Consider the following 21,465-nt stretch of genomic DNA (forward strand, 5'->3'; position numbering starts at 1 on the left):
TCATGGATATTAAACGCACGATCCTGATCGTCGCCCTGGCAATCGTGTCCTACGTCATGGTCCTTAAGTGGAACCAGGACTATGGCCAGGCTGCCCTGCCGACTCAGAATGTTGCTGCCAACACTGCCACCCCGGCCCTGCCGGATACGCCTGTTGGTAACAATGCTTCCGCCAGTGCCGATGTACCCAGCGCGAATACCGATACCAGCACCCCTACCGAAACTCCGGTAGCGGCAAGCAAAGACCTCATCCAGGTAAAAACGGATGTGCTCGATCTGGCTATCGATCCTCAAGGTGGTGATATTGCCCAGCTGAAGCTGCCGCTGTATCCACGTCGCCAGGACCATCCGGAAATTCCGTTCCAGCTGTTCGATAACGGTGGCGAGCGTACTTATCTGGCGCAAAGCGGCCTGACCGGTACCAACGGTCCGGATGCCCGTCCTGCCGGACGCCCGGTTTACTCGACCGCGCAAAAGACTTATCAACTGGCTGATGGCCAGGACCAACTGAACGTCGACCTGAAATTCAGCGACGCCGGCGTCAACTACATCAAGCGTTTCACCTTTACCCGCGGTCTGTACGATCTGAAAGTCACTTATCTGATCGACAACACCAGCGACAAGGCCTGGACCGGCAACCTGTTTGCCCAGCTCAAGCGCGACGCCAGCTCCGATCCTTCTTCCAGCACTGCCACCGGCACCGCGACTTACCTGGGCGCCGCCCTGTGGACAAGTTCCGAGCCGTACAAAAAAGTGTCGATGAAAGATATCGACAAGGGTTCGCTGAAAGAAACCGTGCAAGGTGGCTGGGTTGCCTGGCTGCAACACTACTTCGTGACTGCCTGGATTCCGGCGAAGAACGAAAGCAACACTGTTCAGACCCGCAAGGACAACCAGGGCAACTACATCATCGGTTTCACTGGCCCAGCGCTGACCATTGCTCCGGGCGCCAAGGCTGAAGCCACTGCCACTCTGTACGCCGGTCCGAAAAGCCAGGCGGTGCTGAAAGAGTTGTCCCCAGGCCTGGAATTGACCGTCGACTACGGCATTCTGTGGTTCATCGCCCAGCCGATCTTCTGGCTGCTGCAACATATCCACAGCATCGTGGGTAACTGGGGTTGGTCGATCATCTTCCTGACCATGCTGATCAAAGGGATCTTCTTCCCATTGTCGGCAGCCAGCTACAAGTCGATGGCGCGCATGCGCGCAGTGGCGCCGAAACTGGCGGCGCTGAAAGAGCAACATGGCGACGACCGGCAGAAAATGTCGCAAGCCATGATGGAGCTGTACAAGAAAGAGAAGATCAATCCGCTGGGTGGTTGCTTGCCAATCCTCGTGCAGATGCCGGTGTTCCTGTCCTTGTACTGGGTACTCCTGGAAAGCGTGGAAATGCGCCAGGCGCCGTTCATGCTGTGGATTACCGACCTGTCGATCAAGGATCCGTTCTTCATCCTGCCGATCATCATGGGCGCCACCATGTTCATCCAGCAGCAGCTGAACCCGACTCCTCCGGACCCGATGCAGGCCAAGGTGATGAAAATGATGCCAATCATCTTCACCTTCTTCTTCCTGTGGTTCCCGGCGGGCCTGGTGCTGTACTGGGTTGTGAACAACTGCCTGTCGATCGCCCAACAGTGGTACATCACTCGTAAGATCGAAGCTGCTACCAAGAAAGCAGCTGCCTGACCTACGCTGTGGATAACCACTCAAGACGCCCCCTAGTGGGGCGTTTTGCTGTCTGTCTCTTTTGTTTGCCTCTTTATGTCTGGAGCGGGTTATGAATGTCCCTCGTGAAACCATCGCAGCCGTCGCCACTGCCCAGGGGCGCGGCGGCGTGGGGATCGTGCGTATCTCCGGACCGTTGGCCGGCGTTGCCGCCAAAGCCATCAGCGGCCGCGAGCTGAAACCGCGCTACGCCCATTACGGAGCGTTTTTCAGCGATCGGGACGAGGTCCTGGACGAAGGCATCGCCCTGTATTTCCCGGGGCCGAACTCCTTTACCGGCGAAGATGTGCTGGAACTCCAGGGGCACGGCGGCCCGATCGTCCTGGATATGCTGCTGCAGCGTTGCCTGCAACTGGGCTGCCGCCTGGCCCGGCCGGGAGAGTTCAGCGAGCGCGCGTTCCTCAACGACAAACTCGACCTGGCCCAGGCCGAGGCCATCGCCGACCTGATCGAGGCCAGCTCCGCACAGGCGGCGCGCAATGCCTTGCGCTCCTTGCAGGGGGCGTTCTCCAAGCGTGTGCATAACCTGACCGAGCAACTGATCGCACTGCGTATTTATGTCGAGGCGGCCATCGATTTCCCCGAGGAGGAAATCGATTTCCTTGCCGATGGCCACGTCCTGCAGATGCTCGATACCGTGCGCGAGGAGTTATCCACCGTGGTCCGCGAAGCCGGGCAGGGGGCCTTGCTGCGGGACGGCATGACAGTGGTGATCGCCGGCCGGCCGAATGCCGGCAAATCCAGCCTGCTCAATGCACTGGCCGGACGCGAAGCGGCAATTGTCACCGATATTGCCGGCACCACCCGGGACGTCCTGCGCGAACATATCCACATCGACGGCATGCCGTTGCATGTCGTGGATACCGCAGGGCTGCGCGATACCGAAGACCAGGTTGAAAAGATCGGTGTGGAACGTGCGCTCAAGGCCATCAGTGAGGCCGACCGGGTGTTGCTGGTAGTCGACGCTACTGCGCCTGAAGCCCTGGATCCCTTTGCCTTGTGGCCGGAATTCCTGGAACAGCGGCCGGATCCGGCCAAAGTGACGCTGATCCGCAACAAGGCCGACCTGAGCGCCGAAACCATTGGGCTGGAAGTCAGCGACGACGGCCACGTCACCATCAGCCTGAGCGCCAAGGCCGGGGGCGAAGGCCTGGAACTGCTGCGCGAACACCTCAAGGCCTGCATGGGTTACGAACAAACTTCCGAGAGCAGTTTCAGTGCGCGCAGGCGTCATCTGGAAGCGCTACACCACGCCAGCGCCGCCCTCGAACATGGTCGTTCACAATTGACCCTGGCCGGGGCTGGCGAGCTGCTAGCGGAAGACCTGCGCCAAGCCCAGCAATCCTTGGGCGAAATTACCGGTGCCTTCAGTTCGGACGACCTTCTGGGGCGGATCTTTTCCAGCTTCTGTATCGGTAAATAGTCCCATCCTCCTGTAGGAGCAGTCGGCCGACGCTCGATTGCAATGATCAATAGCGCCGTCATGCTTGCATGGCGGACAGCCTGCTCCTGCATCTCCCCTCCTTTTCGAATTTGCCGAGCGCCATCGAGCGGCCCGGGCGTTCTCGGCTGAGCGCCATTTGGCTGCCTGAGCCATTTTCTGTGGATTAAGCCCTGTGAATAAATGCCCTTGGGCTCAGTTGATAACAGGGCCTGAAAAGTGAGGAAAACTCCTTCTGTGGATAACCTGCGCTTTAATCCACAGGCTTAGACCGGTTATCCAACGCCCTCATGAGTAGCTAACCACAGACTTTTAAATCTCTGTACATATTGAAAATAAAGGCCTGTGTAGATCTATCCACAGAAAGGGTGGTGCCTAAGAATAAACATAAAAACAAAGATTTAATAAATTTCTCTCTTTTTAATTTCTATTATCCGCGAGTCATCCACAGCTGGTTAAATTTTGTGCAAAGGGTTCTTTAGGGAGGGCGAAGACCCTATACTTGTCCGTTATCCCAAGAACCCATCCTTTTTTACCCATATAAGCAGGCACGAGGTGCGTGGTGGATTTCCCTTCCCGTTTTGAAGTGATCGTCATCGGCGGCGGTCATGCCGGTACCGAGGCAGCACTTGCATCAGCACGCATGGGGGCAAAAACCCTGTTGCTGACGCACAACGTGGAAACCCTCGGAGCGATGAGCTGCAACCCCGCGATTGGCGGGATCGGTAAAAGTCATCTGGTCAAAGAAATCGATGCCCTCGGCGGCGCGATGGCCATGGCTACCGATAAAGGCGGTATTCAGTTTCGTGTGTTGAACAGCCGCAAAGGCCCGGCCGTACGCGCCACCCGCGCCCAGGCCGACCGTGTCCTGTACAAGGCCGCTGTCCGCGAAATCCTGGAAAACCAGCCGAACCTGTGGATATTTCAACAGGCTGCGGACGACCTGATCGTCGAACAGGACCAGGTACGTGGCGTCGTGACCCAAATGGGCCTGCGCTTCTTCGCCGAATCCGTGGTGCTGACTACCGGGACCTTCCTCGGCGGACTTATCCACATCGGAATGCAGAACTATTCCGGCGGCCGCGCCGGCGATCCACCCTCGATCGCCCTGGCCCAGCGCCTGCGTGAATTGCCACTGCGTGTCGGCCGCCTGAAAACTGGCACGCCGCCACGTATCGATGGCCGCTCGGTGGATTTCTCGGTGATGACCGAACAACCGGGTGATACGCCAATTCCGGTGATGTCGTTCCTGGGCTCGAAAGAACAGCACCCACGACAGGTCAGTTGCTGGATTACCCACACCAATGCCCGGACCCACGAAATCATCGCGTCCAACCTTGATCGTTCGCCGATGTATTCCGGGGTGATCGAAGGCATCGGTCCGCGTTACTGCCCGTCGATCGAAGACAAGATCCATCGCTTTGCCGACAAGGAAAGCCATCAGGTCTTCATCGAGCCGGAAGGCCTGACCACCCACGAGCTGTACCCGAACGGGATATCCACATCCCTGCCGTTCGATGTGCAGTTGCAGATCGTGCAATCGATCCGCGGTATGGAAAACGCCCATATCGTGCGTCCCGGCTACGCCATCGAGTACGACTACTTCGATCCGCGCGACCTGAAGTACAGCCTGGAAACCAAAGTGATCGGCGGGCTGTTCTTTGCCGGCCAGATCAACGGCACCACCGGTTACGAAGAGGCCGGTGCACAAGGTTTGCTCGCCGGTGCCAACGCCGCCTTGCGCGCGCAGGGCAAAGACAGCTGGTGTCCGCGTCGCGACGAAGCCTACATCGGTGTATTGGTCGACGACTTGATTACCCTGGGAACCCAGGAACCGTACCGGATGTTCACATCCCGGGCCGAATACCGCCTGATCCTGCGCGAAGATAACGCCGACCTGCGCCTGACCGAGAAAGGTCGGGAACTGGGCCTGGTGGACGATGTCCGTTGGGCTGCGTTCTGCAAGAAACGCGAAGGCATTGCCCTGGAAGAGCAGCGTTTGAAAAGTACCTGGGTTCGCCCAGGCACCGAGCAAGGCGACGCGATTGCCGAGAAGTTCGGCACGCCGCTGACCCATGAGTACAACTTGCTGAATCTGCTGAGCCGTCCGGAAATCGACTACGCTGGTCTGGTCGAAGTGACCGGGCAGGGCGCGGAAGATCCACAGGTCGCCGAACAGGTCGAAATCAAGACCAAGTACGCCGGTTACATCGATCGCCAGCAGGACGAGATCGCTCGCCTGCGGGCCAGCGAAGACACCCGACTGCCTGTGGATATCGACTACACCGGTATTTCCGGGCTCTCGAAAGAGATCCAGAGCAAGCTTGGCGCCACCCGTCCTGAAACCCTGGGCCAGGCGTCGCGGATTCCGGGCGTTACGCCGGCGGCGATTTCCCTGTTGATGATTCACTTGAAAAAACGCGGCGCGGGCCGTCAGTTGGAGCAAAGCGCTTGAGTTCGCAGGTCACCTCGCAACATGCAGAAGAGTTATCCACAGGTGCTCGCCAACTCGGTGTCAACCTGACAGCTGCCCAGCACGAGTTGCTGCTGGGTTATCTGGGCCTGTTGATCAAATGGAACAAGGCTTACAACCTGACCGCCGTGCGCGATCCGGACGAAATGGTCTCGCGTCACCTGCTCGATAGCCTGAGCGTGATGTCGTTCATCGAAGACGGTCGCTGGCTGGACGTCGGCAGCGGCGGCGGGATGCCTGGCATCCCCCTGGCGATCCTGTTTCCCGGGTCGCAGGTCACCTGCCTGGACAGCAACGGCAAGAAAACTCGCTTCCTGACCCAGGTCAAACTCGAACTCAAGCTGGATAACCTGCAAGTTATCCACAGCCGGGTCGAAGCCTTCGCACCTGAGCAGCCATTCAACGGGATCATTTCCCGGGCGTTCAGCAGCATGGAGAACTTCACCAGCTGGACTCGCCACCTGGGCGATCGCGATACACGCTGGCTGGCAATGAAGGGCGTTCATCCCGCCGATGAGCTGGTAGCATTGCCGGCAGACTTCCACCTCGATAGCGAACACGCCCTGGCCGTACCCGGTTGCCAAGGCCAACGCCATCTGCTGATACTGCGCCGCACGGCATGATTGGGAACACAAGCAAGAATGGCTAAGGTATTCGCGATAGCGAACCAGAAAGGTGGTGTGGGCAAGACCACCACCTGCATCAACCTCGCAGCATCGCTGGTCGCTACCAAGCGCCGGGTGCTGTTGATCGATCTCGATCCACAGGGCAACGCCACCATGGGTAGCGGTGTGGATAAACACGGCCTGGAAAATTCGGTCTACGACCTGCTGATCGGCGAATGCGATCTGGCCCAGGCCATGCACTACTCCGAGCACGGCGGTTATCAACTGCTGCCAGCGAACCGCGACCTGACCGCGGCCGAAGTCGTCCTGCTGGAAATGCAGATGAAGGAAAGCCGTCTGCGCAGCGCCCTGGCGCCAATCCGCGAGAATTACGATTACATCCTGATCGACTGCCCGCCGTCGCTGTCGATGCTTACGCTCAATGCCCTGGTTGCCGCCGATGGGGTAATTATCCCCATGCAGTGCGAGTACTTTGCGCTCGAAGGCTTGAGCGACCTTGTGGATAACATCAAGCGCATCTCCGAATTGCTGAACCCGAACCTCAAGGTCGAAGGCCTGCTGCGGACCATGTACGACCCGCGCCTGAGCCTGATGAACGACGTTTCCGCCCAGCTCAAGGAACACTTCGGCGATCAGCTGTACGACACGGTGATCCCGCGCAATATACGCCTGGCGGAAGCCCCGAGTTATGGCATGCCGGCGTTGGCCTACGACAAACAGTCCCGCGGTGCCATCGCTTATCTGGCCCTCGCTGGCGAGATGGTGCGTCGGCAACGCAAAAATTCACGCGCAGCCGCTGCCCAGCCAACTTAAGGAATCCCCATGGCCGTCAAGAAACGAGGTCTCGGACGTGGACTGGATGCACTGCTGAGTGGTCCGACTGTCAGCGCGTTGGAAGAACAAGCCGTTCAAGCTGATGCGCGCGAACTGCAGCATTTGCCGCTGGACCTGATCCAGCGTGGCAAGTATCAGCCGCGCCGGGACATGGACCCGCAGGCGCTGGAAGAGCTGGCGAACTCGATCAAGGTTCAGGGCGTCATGCAGCCGATCGTGGTGCGTCCGATCGGTTCCGGCCGTTTCGAGATCATTGCCGGTGAACGCCGTTGGCGCGCCAGCCAGCAAGCGGGTCAGGAAACCATCCCGGCGATGGTCCGCGACGTACCGGACGAAACCGCCATTGCCATGGCGTTGATCGAGAATATCCAGCGCGAAGATCTCAACCCCATCGAGGAAGCGATTGCCCTGCAGCGCCTGCAGCAGGAATTCCAGCTGACTCAGCAGCAGGTTGCCGAGGCTGTGGGTAAGTCCCGCGTCACGGTGACCAACTTGCTGCGCCTGATCGCCTTGCCTGAAGTGATCAAGACCATGTTGTCCCACGGCGACCTGGAAATGGGTCATGCCCGTGCCTTGCTCGGTTTGCCGGAAAATCAACAGGTTGAAGGGGCGCGACACGTTGTCGCACGCGGTCTCACCGTACGCCAGACCGAAGCCCTGGTTCGCCAGTGGTTGAGTGGCAAACAGCAGCCTGCCGAACCGGTCAAACCCGATCCCGATATCGCGCGCCTCGAGCAGCGCTTGGCCGAGCGCCTAGGCTCTGCGGTGCAGATTCGTCACGGAAAGAAAGGGAAAGGTCAGTTGGTCATCGGGTATAACTCCCTCGATGAGCTTCAAGGCGTCCTCGCACACATCCGCTGAAACATTTCCTTATGTAGCGTGCAGTCGGAAATCACTACCCGGCAGTTGAATAGGGGCTGAACCGCCCCTATACTCTGCGCGCATTTTGTCGGCACAAATTATGCCAAGTTATTGAATTCTGGCAGCCGACCCATGAGGAGCAAGAGTGATGGAAACCCGCACGCCAAACCGCTTGCCGTTCCATCGCTTGGCGGTTTTCCCGGTTTTATTGGCTCAATTTGTCGTTTTGTTGCTGGCTGCCTTGGCGCTCTGGCAATGGCATGGAGTCGTAGCCGGATATTCAGGCCTTTGCGGAGGACTGATAGCCTTGCTACCCAATGTGTATTTCGCTCACAGGGCCTTTCGGTTTTCCGGCGCCCGAGCAGCTCAAGCCATCGTCCGGTCTTTTTATGCCGGCGAGGCGGGCAAATTGATTTTGACGGCAGTGCTCTTTGCATTGACGTTCGCAGGTGTGAAGCCATTGGCGCCGCTAGCTGTATTCGGCGTCTTCGTGTTGACCCAACTGGTCAGCTGGTTCGCTCCCCTGCTTATGAGAACAAGACTTTCGAGACCTTAGGGCGTTTGAGGCAACCATGGCAGAAACAACCGCTTCGGGCTATATCCAGCACCACTTGCAGAACCTGACCTTCGGTCAGCTACCTAATGGCGGCTGGGGCTTTGCCCACACCGCAGCAGAAGCCAAGGAAATGGGCTTCTGGGCATTCCACGTCGATACGCTCGGCTGGTCCGTAGCCTTGGGTCTGATCTTCGTCCTGCTTTTCCGCATGGCGGCCAAGAAGGCAACTTCCGGTCAGCCAGGCGCTTTGCAGAACTTCGTTGAAGTACTGGTCGAATTCGTCGATGGCAGCGTGAAAGACAGCTTCCATGGCCGTAGCCCGGTGATCGCACCGCTGGCACTGACCATCTTCGTCTGGGTGTTCCTGATGAACGCCATCGACCTGATTCCGGTCGACTGGATTCCTCAGCTGGCCATCTGGATCTCCGGCGATGCGCACATTCCTTTCCGTGCCGTCTCGACTACCGACCCGAACGCGACCCTGGGCATGGCCCTGTCGGTGTTCGCGCTGATCATTTTCTACAGCATCAAGGTCAAGGGCATCGGCGGCTTCATCGGCGAACTGACCCTGCACCCGTTCGGCAGCAAGAACATCTTCGTTCAGGCGCTGCTGATTCCGGTGAACTTCCTGCTCGAGTTCGTGACGCTGGTAGCCAAGCCAATCTCCCTGGCACTGCGTCTGTTCGGCAACATGTACGCTGGCGAACTGGTGTTCATCCTGATCGCCGTGATGTTCGGCAGCGGCCTGCTCTGGCTCAGCGGCCTGGGCGTGGTGCTGCAATGGGCGTGGGCTGTGTTCCACATCCTGATCATCACCCTGCAAGCGTTTATCTTCATGATGCTGACCATCGTCTACCTGTCGATGGCGCACGAAGAGAACCATTAAGACCAGTCTCGACTTGTCTGATGTCCCTCCCGGTCAAACGGGAGGGGGCCCGTATAGGGCACGATGAAACGATTTGTTTTACCGCTTTAATCTAAAAAACCTAAACCATACGACGTAAAAGTCGGGAGGAAAGATGGAAACTGTAGTTGGTCTAACCGCTATCGCTGTTGCACTGTTGATCGGCCTGGGCGCACTGGGTACCGCAATTGGTTTCGGCCTGTTGGGCGGCAAGTTCCTGGAAGGCGCTGCGCGTCAGCCAGAAATGGTTCCAATGCTGCAAGTTAAAATGTTCATCGTTGCCGGCCTGCTCGACGCCGTAACCATGATCGGCGTTGGTATCGCTCTGTTCTTCACCTTCGCGAACCCCTTCGTTGGTCAACTCGCTGGCTAATCACTCGAATTTTCGAGTTGATTGGTGTGATGGACAACGAACGAGCGAGGTGTTGGCGTGAACATTAATGCAACCCTGATTGGCCAGTCCGTTGCGTTCTTCATTTTTGTACTGTTTTGCATGAAGTTCGTGTGGCCTCCGGTCATCGCGGCTTTGCACGAACGTCAGAAGAAGATCGCGGATGGACTGGACGCTGCCAGCCGAGCAGCTCGCGACCTGGAACTGGCCCAAGAGAAAGCGGGTCAGCAACTGCGCGAAGCAAAAGCTCAGGCAGCCGAGATCATTGAGCAAGCCAAGAAACGCGGTAACCAGATTGTCGAAGAGGCTGTTGAAAAAGCCCGTGTCGACGCTGACCGTGTGAAGGTTCAGGCTCAGGCCGAGATCGAGCAGGAACTCAATGGCGTCAAAGACGCGCTGCGTGCCCAACTGGGTGTGCTGGCCGTTGGCGGTGCCGAGAAGATCCTGGGTGCCACAATCGATCAAAACGCGCACGCGGAGCTGGTTGACAAACTGGCTGCTGAAATTTAAGCGAGGGCGATCATGGCAGAACTGACCACGTTGGCCCGACCTTACGCTAAGGCGGCCTTCGAGCACGCTCAGGCCCACCAGCAGCTGGCCAATTGGTCAGCCATGCTCGGCCTGGCCGCTAAGGTGTCGCAAGACGACACCATGCGGCGCGTGCTCAAGGCCCCGCGACTGACGAGCGCAGACAAGGCCGCCACGTTTATCGACGTGTGCGGCGACAAGTTCGATGCCAAGGCACAGAATTTCATCCACGTCGTTGCCGAAAACGACCGTCTCCTGCTTCTGCCGGAGATCGCCGCTCTGTTCGACCTGTACAAGGCCGAGCAAGAGAAGTCGGTAGATGTGGAAGTCACCAGTGCTTTTGCGTTGAACCAAGAACAGCAAGACAAACTCGCCAAGGTTCTCAGTGCACGACTCGACCGGGAAGTGCGCCTGCAAGTTGCGGAGGATGCCACTCTCATTGGTGGTGTCGTCATCCGCGCCGGCGACCTGGTTATCGATGGCTCGATTCGCGGCAAACTCGCGAAACTTGCCGAAGCATTGAAATCTTGAGTTTGAAGGGGCAGCAGAGCAATGCAGCAACTCAATCCTTCCGAAATAAGTGAAATTATCAAGGGCCGCATCGACAAGCTCGATGTGACCTCCCAAGCCCGTAACGAAGGCACTGTCGTCAGCGTTTCTGACGGTATCGTGCGGATTCACGGTCTGGCCGACGTCATGTACGGCGAGATGATCGAGTTTCCGGGCGGCGTCTACGGTATGGCCCTCAACCTTGAGCAAGACTCCGTAGGTGCCGTTGTACTGGGCGCTTACCAGTCTCTGGCTGAAGGCATGAGCGCCAAGTGCACCGGCCGCATCCTCGAAGTTCCAGTTGGTAAGGAACTGCTGGGTCGCGTAGTCGACGCACTGGGTAACCCAGTCGACGGCAAAGGTCCGCTGAACAACACCGAGACCGACGCGGTCGAGAAAGTTGCTCCAGGCGTGATCTGGCGTAAGTCGGTAGACCAGCCTGTACAGACTGGCTACAAGGCTGTCGATGCCATGATTCCTGTCGGCCGTGGCCAGCGTGAGCTGATCATCGGCGACCGTCAGATCGGTAAGACCGCTCTGGCGATCGACGCGATCATCAACCAGAAAGACAGCGGCATTTTCTGCGTCTACGTCGCTATCGGTCAGAAGCAATCGACCATCGCCAACGTGGTTCGCAAGCTGGAAGAAAACGGCGCCCTGGCCAATACCATCGTGGTAGCTGCCAGTGCTTCCGAATCTCCAGCGCTGCAGTTCCTGGCACCGTACTCCGGTTGCACCATGGGCGAATACTTCCGCGACCGCGGTGAAGACGCGCTGATCGTTTATGACGATCTGTCCAAGCAAGCAGTGGCTTACCGCCAGATTTCCCTGCTGCTGCGCCGTCCACCAGGCCGTGAAGCTTACCCAGGCGACGTGTTCTATCTCCACTCCCGTCTGCTGGAGCGCGCATCCCGCGTTTCGGAAGAGTACGTAGAGAAGTTCACCAACGGCGCGGTAACTGGCAAGACCGGTTCCCTGACTGCACTGCCGATCATCGAAACCCAGGCTGGCGACGTTTCCGCGTTCGTTCCGACCAACGTGATTTCCATCACCGACGGTCAGATCTTCCTGGAATCGGCCATGTTCAACTCGGGCATCCGCCCAGCTGTGAACGCCGGTGTTTCGGTATCCCGTGTAGGTGGTGCCGCTCAGACCAAGATCATCAAGAAGCTGTCCGGTGGTATCCGTACCGCTCTGGCTCAGTACCGTGAACTGGCAGCATTCGCCCAGTTCGCTTCTGACCTGGACGAAGCGACCCGTAAGCAACTTGAGCATGGTCAGCGCGTTACCGAGCTGATGAAGCAGAAGCAATACGCGCCAATGTCGATCGCCGACATGTCGCTGTCGCTGTATGCCGCTGAGCGTGGGTTCCTGACTGACGTCGAAATCGCCAAAGTCGGCAGCTTTGAACAAGCGCTGATTGCTTACTTCAACCGCGATCACGCCGATTTGATGGCCAAGATCAACGTGAAGGGTGACTTCAATGACGAAATCGACGCTGGCATGAAAGCCGGTATCGAGAAGTTCAAGGCCACCCAAACCTGGTAAGCCGCAGCGGGAGCCGCAAGGCTCCCGCTTGCTAACCTGATAGGTGTTACATGGCAGGCGCAAAAGAGATTCGCAGTAAGATTGCGAGCATCAAAAGCACGCAAAAAATTACCAGCGCCATGGAAAAAGTGGCGGTCAGCAAAATGCGCAAGGCACAAATGCGCATGGCTGCTAGCCGTCCTTATGCGGAGCGTATCCGCCAGGTAATTGGGCATCTGGCCAACGCCAACCCGGAATACCGCCACCCGTTCATGATCGACCGTGCTATCAAGCGCGTCGGTTATGTCGTCGTGAGCAGTGACCGTGGTCTGTGCGGTGGCTTGAACACCAACCTGTTCAAGGCCCTGGTCAAGGACATGGCGGTAAACCGCGAAAACGGCGTCGAGATTGATCTGTGTGTCGTTGGTAGCAAGGGTGCGGCCTTTTTCCGCAACTTCGGCGGTAACGTCGTTGCAGCTATCAGCCACCTGGGTGAAGAGCCGTCGATCAATGATCTGATCGGCAGCGTCAAGGTGATGCTGGATGCCTACCTGGACGGCCGTATCGACCGTCTGTGCGTAGTGTCCAACAAGTTCATCAACACCATGACCCAGCAGCCTACCGTGGAGCAGTTGATTCCACTGGTGGCGACCCCGGATCAAGAACTCAAGCACCACTGGGACTACCTCTACGAACCAGACGCCAAAGAGCTGCTTGACGGCCTGATGGTGCGCTACGTGGAGTCGCAGGTGTACCAGGCGGTGGTCGAGAACAACGCGGCCGAACAAGCTGCGCGGATGATCGCGATGAAGAACGCTACCGACAACGCCGGTGATTTGATCAGCGATTTGCAGCTGATCTACAACAAGGCGCGTCAGGCTGCGATCACCCAAGAGATCTCGGAAATCGTCGGCGGCGCTGCCGCGGTTTAACGGTTCAAATATTCAGAGGATCCAGCTATGAGTAGCGGACGTATCGTTCAAATCATCGGCGCCGTTATCGACGTGGAATTTCCACGCGACAGCGTACCGAGCATCTACAACGCGCTGAAAGTACAAGGCGCGGAAACCACCCTGGAAGTTCAGCAGCAGCTGGGCGACGGCGTGGTGCGTACCATTGCGATGGGTTCCACCGAAGGCCTGAAACGCGGCCTGGACGTTGTCGACACCAAGGCAGCCATCTCCGTACCGGTCGGTAAAGCGACCCTGGGCCGGATCATGGACGTGCTGGGCAACCCGATCGACGAAGCGGGTCCGATCGACACCGACGAGCGCTGGGGTATCCACCGCGCTGCTCCGTCCTTCGCAGACCAGGCAGGCGGCAACGACCTGCTGGAAACCGGCATCAAGGTTATCGACCTGGTTTGCCCGTTTGCCAAAGGCGGCAAGGTGGGTCTGTTCGGTGGTGCCGGTGTGGGCAAAACCGTAAACATGATGGAACTGATCCGTAACATCGCCATCGAGCACAGCGGTTATTCCGTGTTCGCCGGTGTGGGTGAGCGTACTCGTGAGGGTAACGACTTCTACCACGAGATGAAGGATTCCAACGTTCTGGACAAAGTGGCACTGGTCTACGGCCAGATGAACGAGCCGCCGGGAAACCGTCTGCGCGTAGCCCTGACCGGCCTGACCATGGCCGAGAAGTTCCGTGACGAAGGTAACGACGTTCTGCTGTTCGTCGACAACATCTATCGTTACACCCTGGCCGGTACCGAAGTATCCGCACTGCTGGGCCGTATGCCTTCGGCAGTAGGTTACCAGCCGACCCTGGCTGAAGAGATGGGCGTTCTGCAAGAACGTATCACTTCGACCAAGGAAGGTTCGATCACCTCGATCCAAGCGGTATACGTACCTGCGGACGACCTGACCGACCCGTCGCCAGCGACCACCTTCGCCCACTTGGACGCCACCGTCGTACTGTCCCGTGACATCGCTTCCCTGGGTATCTACCCAGCGGTAGACCCACTGGACTCGACTTCCCGCCAGCTGGACCCGAACGTGATCGGCAACGAGCACTACGAGACCGCTCGCGGCGTTCAGTACGTGCTGCAGCGCTACAAAGAGCTGAAGGACATCATTGCGATCCTGGGTATGGACGAACTGTCCGAAGCCGACAAGCAACTGGTATCCCGCGCTCGTAAGATCCAGCGCTTCCTGTCGCAGCCGTTCTTCGTGGCTGAAGTCTTCACTGGTTCTCCAGGCAAATACGTTTCCCTGAAAGACACCATCGCTGGCTTCAAAGGCATCCTCAACGGTGACTACGACCACCTGCCAGAACAAGCGTTCTACATGGTCGGCGGCATCGAAGAAGCGATCGAGAAAGCCAAGAAACTGTAATCCCGGCGCCCGGAAACGGGCGCTAATTTAGGTTGAGGCAAGCAGATGGCTATGACAGTCCATTGCGATATCGTCAGCGCGGAAGGAGAAATCTTCTCCGGTCTGGTCGAGATGGTGATCGCACACGGCGAACTCGGGGATCTTGGTATCGCCCTGGGCCACGCGCCGCTGATCACTAATCTGAAACCAGGTCCGATCCGCTTGATCAAGCAGGGCGGGGAAGCCGAGGTGTTCTACATCTCCGGTGGTTTCCTCGAGGTTCAGCCGAACATGGTCAAGGTTCTTGCCGACACCGTGCAACGTGCTGCCGACCTGGACGAAGCCTCCGCTCAGGAAGCCGTCAAGGCTGCTGAGAAGGCCCTGAATGAAAAAGGCGCAGATTTCGACTACGGTTCTGCTGCTGCACGTCTGGCCGAGGCCGCAGCCCAGCTGCGCACCGTCCAGCAGATCCGCAAGAAGTTCGGCGGCTAAGCCGCGGGATTTCCGCGTGATTGATTAAAAAGGGTAGCCTCGGCTACCCTTTTTCTTTTTTTGCAATTCACCTCTTGGTCACAGTCGCTGACCACCCAGGATTGGTAGCCAGTCATGTCTCTCGAAATCGTTATTCTCGCTGCCGGTCAAGGCACCCGCATGCGCTCGTCGTTGCCCAAGGTCCTGCACCCGGTGGCGGGCAACTCCATGCTCGGCCATGTTATCCACAGCGCGCGGCAACTCGATCCACAACGCATTCATGTGGTCATCGGCCATGGCGCCGATGCGGTTCGCGAGCGCCTGGCGGCGGATGACCTGAATTTCGTGCTGCAGGACAAGCAACTCGGCACCGGCCATGCCGTGGCCCAGGCCGTGCCGTTCATCAGCGCCGATACCGTGCTGGTGCTCTATGGCGATGTACCGCTGATCGAAGTGGAAACCCTGCAACGCCTGCTCAAGCAGGTCGGGCCTGAGCAATTGGGCCTGCTCACCGTCGAACTGGCCGACCCGACCGGTTATGGCCGTATCGTTCGCGATGCCGCCGGCAAGGTGGCGGCTATTGTCGAGCAGAAAGACGCCAACGAAGCCCAGCGTGCGATTACCGAAGGCAATACCGGGATCCTCGCGGTCCCGGCCAAGCGCCTGGGCGACTGGATGGGCCGGCTGTCGAACAACAACGCCCAGGGCGAGTACTACCTGACCGACGTGATCGCCATGGCGGTCGGCGATGGGCTGGTGGTGGCCACCGAGCAACCGCACGACGCCATGGAAGTGCAGGGCGCCAACGATCGCAAGCAATTGGCCGAGCTGGAGCGCCATTACCAGCTGCGCGCGGCTCGCCGCCTGATGGCCCAGGGTGTGACCCTGCGCGATCCGGCGCGTTTCGACGTGCGTGGCGAAGTCAGCGTCGGCCGCGATGTGCTGATCGACATCAACGTGATTCTCGAAGGCCGCGTGATCATCGAAGACGACGTGGTGATCGGTCCGAATTGCGTGATCAAGGACAGCACCCTGCGCAAGGGCGCGGTGGTCAAGGCCAACAGCCACATCGAAGGCGCGGTACTGGGCGAAGGCAGCGATGCCGGTCCGTTCGCCCGCCTGCGCCAGGGCACCGTGCTCGAAGCCCGGGCCCATGTGGGTAACTTCGTCGAGCTGAAGAATGCCCGCATGGGCGAAGGCGCCAAGGCAGGCCACCTGGCGTACCTGGGCGATGCCGATATCGGCGCGCGCAGCAATATCGGCGCCGGCACCATCACCTGCAACTACGATGGCGCCAACAAGCACCGGACAGTGCTGGGCGAAGACGTCTTCATCGGCTCCAACAACTCGTTGGTGGCGCCTGTGGATATCCACGACGGTGCGACCACGGCGGCCGGTTCGACCATCAACCAGACGGTGGAAAAAGCTCAGCTGGCCGTGGCCCGTGCCCGGCAGAAGAACATCGACGGCTGGAAACGCCCGGTGAAAATCAAGAAAAGCTGAGTTATCCACAGTTCGGCGCAAGGCCGAGTCGATACGATCGCGAGCCAGCTCGCTCCTATAGAAAAGTGACAAACCTGTAGGAGCGAGCTGGCTCGCGATAAGGCCGTCCCCCTGTGGACAACTTTTTCGTTTCTCGCGCTTGACGAATTTCCAGCGATAGGTTTTGATTGCTTCCGTTATCTTTCGAATCGAAACTTAAAGTGCTCATGTCGAAACGCAACACCCCCCAACGTCGCCACAATATTCTTGCCCTGCTCAATGAACAGGGCGAGGTGAGTGTGGATGAGCTGGCCAAACGTTTCGAAACCTCGGAAGTTACGATCCGTAAGGATCTGGCGGCCCTGGAGAGCAATGGCCTGTTGTTGCGGCGTTACGGCGGCGCCATCACCCTGCCCCAGGAACTGGTCGGCGATATCGGCCAGCCGGTGTCTCGCTACAAGCAAGCCATTGCCCGCGCTGCCGTGGCGCGGATACGCGAACACGCGCGCATCATCATCGACAGCGGCAGCACCACCGCGGCCATGATCCCCGAACTCGGCCAGCAGCCGGGCCTGGTGGTCATGACCAACTCGCTGCCGGTGGCCAATGCCCTGAACGAGCTGGAGCACGAGCCGGTGCTGTTGATGACCGGCGGCACCTGGGACCCTCATTCCGAGTCGTTCCAGGGGCAGGTCGCCGAGCAGGTACTGCGTTCCTACGATTTCGACCAACTGTTCATCGGCGCCGACGGCATCGATCTGGTGCGTGGGACCACTACCTTCAACGAGTTGCTCGGCCTGAGCCGGGTGATGGCCGAGGTGGCGAGGGAAGTCGTGGTGATGGTCGAGGCCGACAAGATCGGCCGCAAGATTCCCAACCTGGAACTGCCCTGGAGCAGTGTCCATACCCTTATTACCGATGATCGCCTGCCTGCAGAGGCCCGCGACCAGATTCAAGCCCGCGGCATCACGCTGATTTGCGCGGCAATCATCTAGGAGAAGAAACCATGTGTGGAATTGTTGGCGCCGTTGCTGAACGCAATGTCACGGCCATCCTGCTGGAAGGCCTCAAGCGTCTTGAATACCGCGGCTACGACAGCGCCGGTGTGGCGGTCTTCACCAACGGCGGCAAGCTCGAGCGCATGCGCCGTCCGGGCAAGGTCAGCGAGCTGGAGCAGGCCCTGGCCGGCGAACCGCTGGCAGGCCGCCTGGGCATCGCCCACACCCGCTGGGCCACTCACGGCGCGCCGTGCGAACGCAATGCCCACCCGCATTTCTCCGGCGACCTGGCGGTGGTGCACAACGGCATCATCGAGAACCATGAAGCCCTGCGCGAACAGCTCAAGGCCCAGGGTTATGTGTTCACCTCGGACACCGACACCGAAGTCATCGCCCACCTGCTGAACCACAAGCTCAAGGACCTGGGCGACCTGACCGTGGCCCTCAAGGCCACCGTCAAGGAGCTGCATGGCGCCTATGGCCTGGCCGTGATCAGCACCAGCCAGCCGGACCGTCTGGTCGCCGCCCGCAGCGGCAGCCCGCTGGTGATCGGCCTGGGCCTGGGGGAAAACTTCCTGGCCTCTGACCAGTTGGCCCTGCGCCAGGTGACCGACCGCTTCATGTACCTGGAAGAAGGCGATATCGCCGAGATCCGCCGCGACAGCGTGCAGATCTGGGATGTCGATGGCCAGGCGGTGGAACGCGAAGCCGTGCAGTACCGCGACGGCGCCGAAGCCGCCGAGAAAGGCGAGTTCCGCCACTTCATGCTCAAGGAAATCCACGAGCAGCCGTCCGTGGTGCAACGTACCCTCGAAGGCCGCCTGAGCCCGAACCAGGTGCTGGTCCAGGCTTTCGGCCCACAGGCCGCCGAACTGTTCGCCCAAGTGCGTAACGTGCAGATCGTCGCCTGCGGCACCAGCTACCACGCCGGCATGGTTGCCCGTTACTGGCTGGAAGAACTGGCCGGGATCCCGTGCCAGGTCGAAGTGGCCAGCGAGTTCCGCTACCGCAAGGTGGTGGTGCAGCCGGACACCCTGTTCGTCACCATCTCGCAGTCCGGCGAAACCGCCGACACCCTGGCCGCCCTGCGCAATGCCAAGGAGCTGGGTTTCCTCGCCAGCCTGGCGATCTGCAACGTCGGCATCAGCTCGCTGGTGCGCGAATCCGACCTGACCCTGCTGACCCAGGCCGGTCGCGAAATCGGTGTGGCCTCGACCAAGGCCTTCACCACCCAACTGGTCGGCCTGCTGTTGCTGACCCTGGCCCTGGGCCAGGTGCGCGGCACCCTGGGCGCTGGCGTCGAAGCCACCCTGGTGGAAGAACTGCGGCGTCTGCCGGCGCGCCTGGGCGAAGCCCTGGCGATGGACAGCACGGTGGAGAAAACCGCCGAACTGTTCGCCGAGAAGCACCACACCTTGTTCCTCGGCCGCGGCGCGCAATTCCCGGTGGCGATGGAAGGGGCGCTGAAGCTCAAGGAAATCTCCTACATCCACGCCGAAGCCTACCCGGCCGGCGAGCTCAAGCACGGTCCGTTGGCCCTTGTGGATAACGACATGCCGGTGGTCACCGTGGCGCCGAACAACGAGCTGCTGGAGAAGCTCAAGTCCAACCTGCAGGAAGTCCGCGCCCGCGGCGGCGAACTGATCGTGTTTGCCGACGAGAAGGCCGGCATGACCAACGGCGAAGGCACGCATGTTATCCACATGCCGCATATCCACGACATCCTGTCGCCGATCCTCTACACCATCCCGTTGCAGCTGCTGTCGTACTACGTGGCGGTACTCAAGGGCACCGACGTCGACCAGCCGCGCAACCTGGCCAAGTCGGTCACGGTGGAATAAGTTACCCACAGGGCGCTGGCCGGTTCGACCGGCCAGCGCCCTGGCGTTTTCCCTTCCCCGACGCTCGCGGGCGGATCCGTAGAGGATCCAGCCCGCGATCGTGTCTTTGCAGCACAACTTATCCACAAGCCGGTATCCATCACAGGCTCGTTCCCTTCGCGTTGGCTCGTTCGTGCGAATCGATTTTGTGGGGCACCGGGCGATGCGGATAAGCTGTGGTTCCCGTTGAACCGGAGCAGCGCCCATGGACCGATTCCAGGAAATGCAGGTGTTCGTCAGCGTCGCCCAGGAGCAGGGTTTCGCTGCCGCGGCGCGGCGCCTGGGGTTGTCTGCGCCCAGCGTGACCCGGGCGGTGGCGGCGCTGGAACAGCGGATCGGCACCCCGTTGCTGACCCGCACCACGCGCAACGTGCACCTGACGGAAGCCGGCCAGCGTTACCTGGAAGACAGCCGGCGCATTCTCGCCGAATTGCAGGATGCCGAGGCCTCGGCCGCCGGCATCCATGCTCTGCCTCGCGGGCAACTGACAGTCACCGCGCCGGTGCTGTTCGGCGAGCTGTTCGTGACCCCGCTGATGGTGGATTACCTGGGGCGTTTTCCCGAGGTCAGCATCAATGCGCTGCTGGTCGATCGGGTGGTGAGCATGGTGGAGGAGGGGGTCGACGTCGCGGTACGTATCGGCGAGTTGCCCGACAGCGGCCAGCATGCGATGCGGGTCGGCGAGGTGCGGCGGGTGATCTGCGCTTCGCCGGCGTTTCTCGCTCGCCAGGGCCGGCCACGGCACCCGCAGGAACTGCGCCAGGCGCCGGTGATTGCCCCGTCGTCCATCGGCCAGTCCAGAAGCTGGTTGTTCGACGATGGCGGAACGCCCTTGAGCGTTCGTCCCGAGCCGCGGCTGGTGGTCACTGCCAACCAGCCGGCGATCGCTGCTGCGTGCCTGGGGTTGGGCCTGACCCGGGTGCTGTCGTACCAGGTGGCGGGCAAGGTGGCGGCCGGCGAACTGGAGATCGTCCTGGCGGAGTTCGAGTTGCCGCCGTTGCCGATTCACGTGGTGTACCAGGGCGGACGCAAGGCGTCGGCGCGGGTACGCAGCTTTGTCGACTTCGCCGTGCAGGCGCTGCGGGCACACCCGGCCTTGCAGTCGTAGTTCGGATCATTGCGCCGGATGAAATGATGGATTGTATTTTTTGACGATTCTGTTGTTTTGATCGAAGCGAGAAGATGGCCTCCGTCAGCGCTGCCCCTGTGAGCCGCGCACCTGCCCAACGGAGTTCGCCATGCCTGCCATCAAGCTCTACAACTTTCCCCGCTCCGGCCATGCCCACCGCGTCGAACTGATGTTGTCGCTGCTGGGGCTGCCGTTTGAATCGATTTTCGTCGACCTGGCGAAGGGCGAGCACAAGCAAGCGGATTTCCTGGCGCTGAACGCGTTCGGCCAGGTGCCGGTGATCGACGACGGCGGCGAGGTGCTGGCTGACTCCAACGCGATCCTGGTGTACCTGGCGCAGAAATACGGTGAGGGCCGCTGGCTGCCCAGCGATCCGCTCGGCGCGGCGCGGGTCCAGCGCTGGTTGTCGGCGGCGGCGGGGCCGATTGCGTTCGGTCCGGCGGCGGCGCGGCTGATCACCGTTTTCGGCGCCACGCTCAACGCCGAAGAGGCCATCGCCCGTTCCCATGCGCTGCTCAAGGTCGTCGAGCAGCAACTGACGGCCAGCCCCTACCTGGTGGGCAGCGAGCCGACCATCGCCGATATCGCCGGCTACAGCTACATCGCCCACGCGCCCGAGGGCAATGTGTCGTTGGCGGATTATCCACAGGTGCGTGCCTGGCTGGCGCGTATCGAAGCCTTGCCCGGTTTCGTCGGCATGCCACGTACCGCCGTGGGCCTGCAAAGCGCCTGAGACGGCTTTGCCCAGATCGCTGCGTCATCGACGCAGGGGAGAA

At 59.9% G+C, this 21,465-nt stretch carries 20 protein-coding genes; all 20 read left to right on the forward strand.

Annotated features, from left to right (window positions below; translation table 11 throughout):
- The first annotated feature begins 2 nt into the window (after positions 1 to 2).
- Positions 3 to 1,685 carry a membrane protein insertase YidC gene (yidC, locus tag BTN82_RS27920; RefSeq protein WP_075122243.1) on the forward strand — a complete coding sequence of 561 codons (1,683 nt, stop codon included), beginning with the start codon at positions 3 to 5 and terminating at the stop codon, positions 1,683 to 1,685.
- Positions 1,686 to 1,776: 91 nt separating this feature from the next.
- Complete coding sequence (gene mnmE / locus BTN82_RS27925) at positions 1,777 to 3,147, forward strand: tRNA uridine-5-carboxymethylaminomethyl(34) synthesis GTPase MnmE (protein WP_075122244.1); 1,371 nt, start codon at positions 1,777 to 1,779, stop codon at positions 3,145 to 3,147.
- Between the two features lie 580 nt (positions 3,148 to 3,727).
- Positions 3,728 to 5,620: a tRNA uridine-5-carboxymethylaminomethyl(34) synthesis enzyme MnmG gene (mnmG, locus tag BTN82_RS27930; RefSeq protein WP_075122245.1), complete on the forward strand. Its 1,893-nt coding sequence runs from the start codon at positions 3,728 to 3,730 to the stop codon at positions 5,618 to 5,620.
- The gene (gene rsmG, locus BTN82_RS27935) at positions 5,617 to 6,261 is read left to right on the forward strand and encodes a 16S rRNA (guanine(527)-N(7))-methyltransferase RsmG (RefSeq protein WP_075122246.1); all 645 of its coding nucleotides are present in this window, start codon (positions 5,617 to 5,619) and stop codon (positions 6,259 to 6,261) included. Before mnmG ends, rsmG begins: the two co-directional genes overlap by 4 nt.
- An 18-nt stretch (positions 6,262 to 6,279) precedes the next feature.
- The gene (locus BTN82_RS27940; RefSeq protein ID WP_009051700.1) at positions 6,280 to 7,077 is read left to right on the forward strand and encodes a ParA family protein; all 798 of its coding nucleotides are present in this window, start codon (positions 6,280 to 6,282) and stop codon (positions 7,075 to 7,077) included.
- A gap of 9 nt (positions 7,078 to 7,086) precedes the next feature.
- Positions 7,087 to 7,959, forward strand: a complete 873-nt coding sequence (locus tag BTN82_RS27945) for a ParB/RepB/Spo0J family partition protein (RefSeq protein ID WP_075122247.1) — start codon at positions 7,087 to 7,089, stop codon at positions 7,957 to 7,959.
- Positions 7,960 to 8,107: 148 nt separating this feature from the next.
- The gene (locus BTN82_RS27950) at positions 8,108 to 8,515 is read left to right on the forward strand and encodes a F0F1 ATP synthase subunit I (protein ID WP_071552654.1); all 408 of its coding nucleotides are present in this window, start codon (positions 8,108 to 8,110) and stop codon (positions 8,513 to 8,515) included.
- Between the two features lie 16 nt (positions 8,516 to 8,531).
- The gene (gene atpB / locus BTN82_RS27955; RefSeq protein ID WP_075122248.1) at positions 8,532 to 9,401 is read left to right on the forward strand and encodes a F0F1 ATP synthase subunit A; all 870 of its coding nucleotides are present in this window, start codon (positions 8,532 to 8,534) and stop codon (positions 9,399 to 9,401) included.
- Positions 9,402 to 9,534: 133 nt separating this feature from the next.
- Positions 9,535 to 9,792 (forward strand): F0F1 ATP synthase subunit C, encoded by a 258-nt coding sequence (gene atpE / locus BTN82_RS27960; protein ID WP_002555987.1) that lies wholly within the window; start codon positions 9,535 to 9,537, stop codon positions 9,790 to 9,792.
- A gap of 57 nt (positions 9,793 to 9,849) precedes the next feature.
- A complete protein-coding gene (locus BTN82_RS27965; RefSeq protein WP_075122249.1) occupies positions 9,850 to 10,320 on the forward strand; it encodes a F0F1 ATP synthase subunit B in 471 nt (156 codons plus the stop codon).
- A gap of 12 nt (positions 10,321 to 10,332) precedes the next feature.
- Positions 10,333 to 10,869, forward strand: coding sequence for a F0F1 ATP synthase subunit delta (locus BTN82_RS27970; RefSeq protein ID WP_075122250.1), 537 nt, complete (start codon positions 10,333 to 10,335; stop codon positions 10,867 to 10,869).
- A gap of 21 nt (positions 10,870 to 10,890) precedes the next feature.
- Entirely contained in the window at positions 10,891 to 12,435 is a 1,545-nt protein-coding gene (gene atpA / locus BTN82_RS27975; RefSeq protein ID WP_075122251.1) for a F0F1 ATP synthase subunit alpha, read from the forward strand.
- Positions 12,436 to 12,485: 50 nt separating this feature from the next.
- A complete protein-coding gene (atpG, locus tag BTN82_RS27980) occupies positions 12,486 to 13,346 on the forward strand; it encodes a F0F1 ATP synthase subunit gamma (RefSeq protein ID WP_075122252.1) in 861 nt (286 codons plus the stop codon).
- 27 nt (positions 13,347 to 13,373) lie between these two features.
- Complete coding sequence (atpD, locus tag BTN82_RS27985) at positions 13,374 to 14,750, forward strand: F0F1 ATP synthase subunit beta (protein ID WP_025132146.1); 1,377 nt, start codon at positions 13,374 to 13,376, stop codon at positions 14,748 to 14,750.
- A gap of 45 nt (positions 14,751 to 14,795) precedes the next feature.
- Positions 14,796 to 15,221: a F0F1 ATP synthase subunit epsilon gene (locus BTN82_RS27990; RefSeq protein WP_009041460.1), complete on the forward strand. Its 426-nt coding sequence runs from the start codon at positions 14,796 to 14,798 to the stop codon at positions 15,219 to 15,221.
- Between the two features lie 114 nt (positions 15,222 to 15,335).
- Complete coding sequence (gene glmU / locus BTN82_RS27995; protein WP_075122253.1) at positions 15,336 to 16,703, forward strand: bifunctional UDP-N-acetylglucosamine diphosphorylase/glucosamine-1-phosphate N-acetyltransferase GlmU; 1,368 nt, start codon at positions 15,336 to 15,338, stop codon at positions 16,701 to 16,703.
- Positions 16,704 to 16,909: 206 nt separating this feature from the next.
- Entirely contained in the window at positions 16,910 to 17,677 is a 768-nt protein-coding gene (locus BTN82_RS28000) for a DeoR/GlpR family DNA-binding transcription regulator (RefSeq protein ID WP_075122254.1), read from the forward strand.
- A gap of 11 nt (positions 17,678 to 17,688) precedes the next feature.
- A complete protein-coding gene (gene glmS, locus BTN82_RS28005) occupies positions 17,689 to 19,521 on the forward strand; it encodes a glutamine--fructose-6-phosphate transaminase (isomerizing) (protein ID WP_075122255.1) in 1,833 nt (610 codons plus the stop codon).
- A gap of 244 nt (positions 19,522 to 19,765) precedes the next feature.
- Positions 19,766 to 20,668: a LysR family transcriptional regulator gene (locus BTN82_RS28010; RefSeq protein WP_075122256.1), complete on the forward strand. Its 903-nt coding sequence runs from the start codon at positions 19,766 to 19,768 to the stop codon at positions 20,666 to 20,668.
- 130 nt (positions 20,669 to 20,798) lie between these two features.
- Positions 20,799 to 21,422 (forward strand): glutathione S-transferase family protein, encoded by a 624-nt coding sequence (locus BTN82_RS28015; RefSeq protein ID WP_075122257.1) that lies wholly within the window; start codon positions 20,799 to 20,801, stop codon positions 21,420 to 21,422.
- Positions 21,423 to 21,465: the final 43 nt, after the last annotated feature.

It is taken from the genome of Pseudomonas chlororaphis (genome assembly GCF_001921865.1).
GTDB lineage: Bacteria > Pseudomonadota > Gammaproteobacteria > Pseudomonadales > Pseudomonadaceae > Aquipseudomonas > Aquipseudomonas chlororaphis_D.

Bases quoted from the DNA above. Each gene is read 5' to 3' on its own strand.
- yidC (WP_075122243.1), top strand. From the start codon at position 3: ATGGATATTAAACGCACGATCCTGATCGTCGCCCTGGCAATCGTGTCC.
- mnmE (WP_075122244.1), top strand. From the start codon at position 1,777: ATGAATGTCCCTCGTGAAACCATCGCAGCCGTCGCCACTGCCCAGGGG.
- BTN82_RS27940 (WP_009051700.1), top strand. From the start codon at position 6,280: ATGGCTAAGGTATTCGCGATAGCGAACCAGAAAGGTGGTGTGGGCAAG.
- BTN82_RS27945 (WP_075122247.1), top strand. From the start codon at position 7,087: ATGGCCGTCAAGAAACGAGGTCTCGGACGTGGACTGGATGCACTGCTG.
- BTN82_RS27950 (WP_071552654.1), top strand. From the start codon at position 8,108: ATGGAAACCCGCACGCCAAACCGCTTGCCGTTCCATCGCTTGGCGGTT.
- atpB (WP_075122248.1), top strand. From the start codon at position 8,532: ATGGCAGAAACAACCGCTTCGGGCTATATCCAGCACCACTTGCAGAAC.
- atpE (WP_002555987.1), top strand. From the start codon at position 9,535: ATGGAAACTGTAGTTGGTCTAACCGCTATCGCTGTTGCACTGTTGATC.
- BTN82_RS27970 (WP_075122250.1), top strand. From the start codon at position 10,333: ATGGCAGAACTGACCACGTTGGCCCGACCTTACGCTAAGGCGGCCTTC.
- atpA (WP_075122251.1), top strand. From the start codon at position 10,891: ATGCAGCAACTCAATCCTTCCGAAATAAGTGAAATTATCAAGGGCCGC.
- atpG (WP_075122252.1), top strand. From the start codon at position 12,486: ATGGCAGGCGCAAAAGAGATTCGCAGTAAGATTGCGAGCATCAAAAGC.
- atpD (WP_025132146.1), top strand. From the start codon at position 13,374: ATGAGTAGCGGACGTATCGTTCAAATCATCGGCGCCGTTATCGACGTG.
- BTN82_RS27990 (WP_009041460.1), top strand. From the start codon at position 14,796: ATGGCTATGACAGTCCATTGCGATATCGTCAGCGCGGAAGGAGAAATC.
- glmU (WP_075122253.1), top strand. From the start codon at position 15,336: ATGTCTCTCGAAATCGTTATTCTCGCTGCCGGTCAAGGCACCCGCATG.
- BTN82_RS28000 (WP_075122254.1), top strand. From the start codon at position 16,910: ATGTCGAAACGCAACACCCCCCAACGTCGCCACAATATTCTTGCCCTG.
- glmS (WP_075122255.1), top strand. From the start codon at position 17,689: ATGTGTGGAATTGTTGGCGCCGTTGCTGAACGCAATGTCACGGCCATC.
- BTN82_RS28010 (WP_075122256.1), top strand. From the start codon at position 19,766: ATGGACCGATTCCAGGAAATGCAGGTGTTCGTCAGCGTCGCCCAGGAG.
- BTN82_RS28015 (WP_075122257.1), top strand. From the start codon at position 20,799: ATGCCTGCCATCAAGCTCTACAACTTTCCCCGCTCCGGCCATGCCCAC.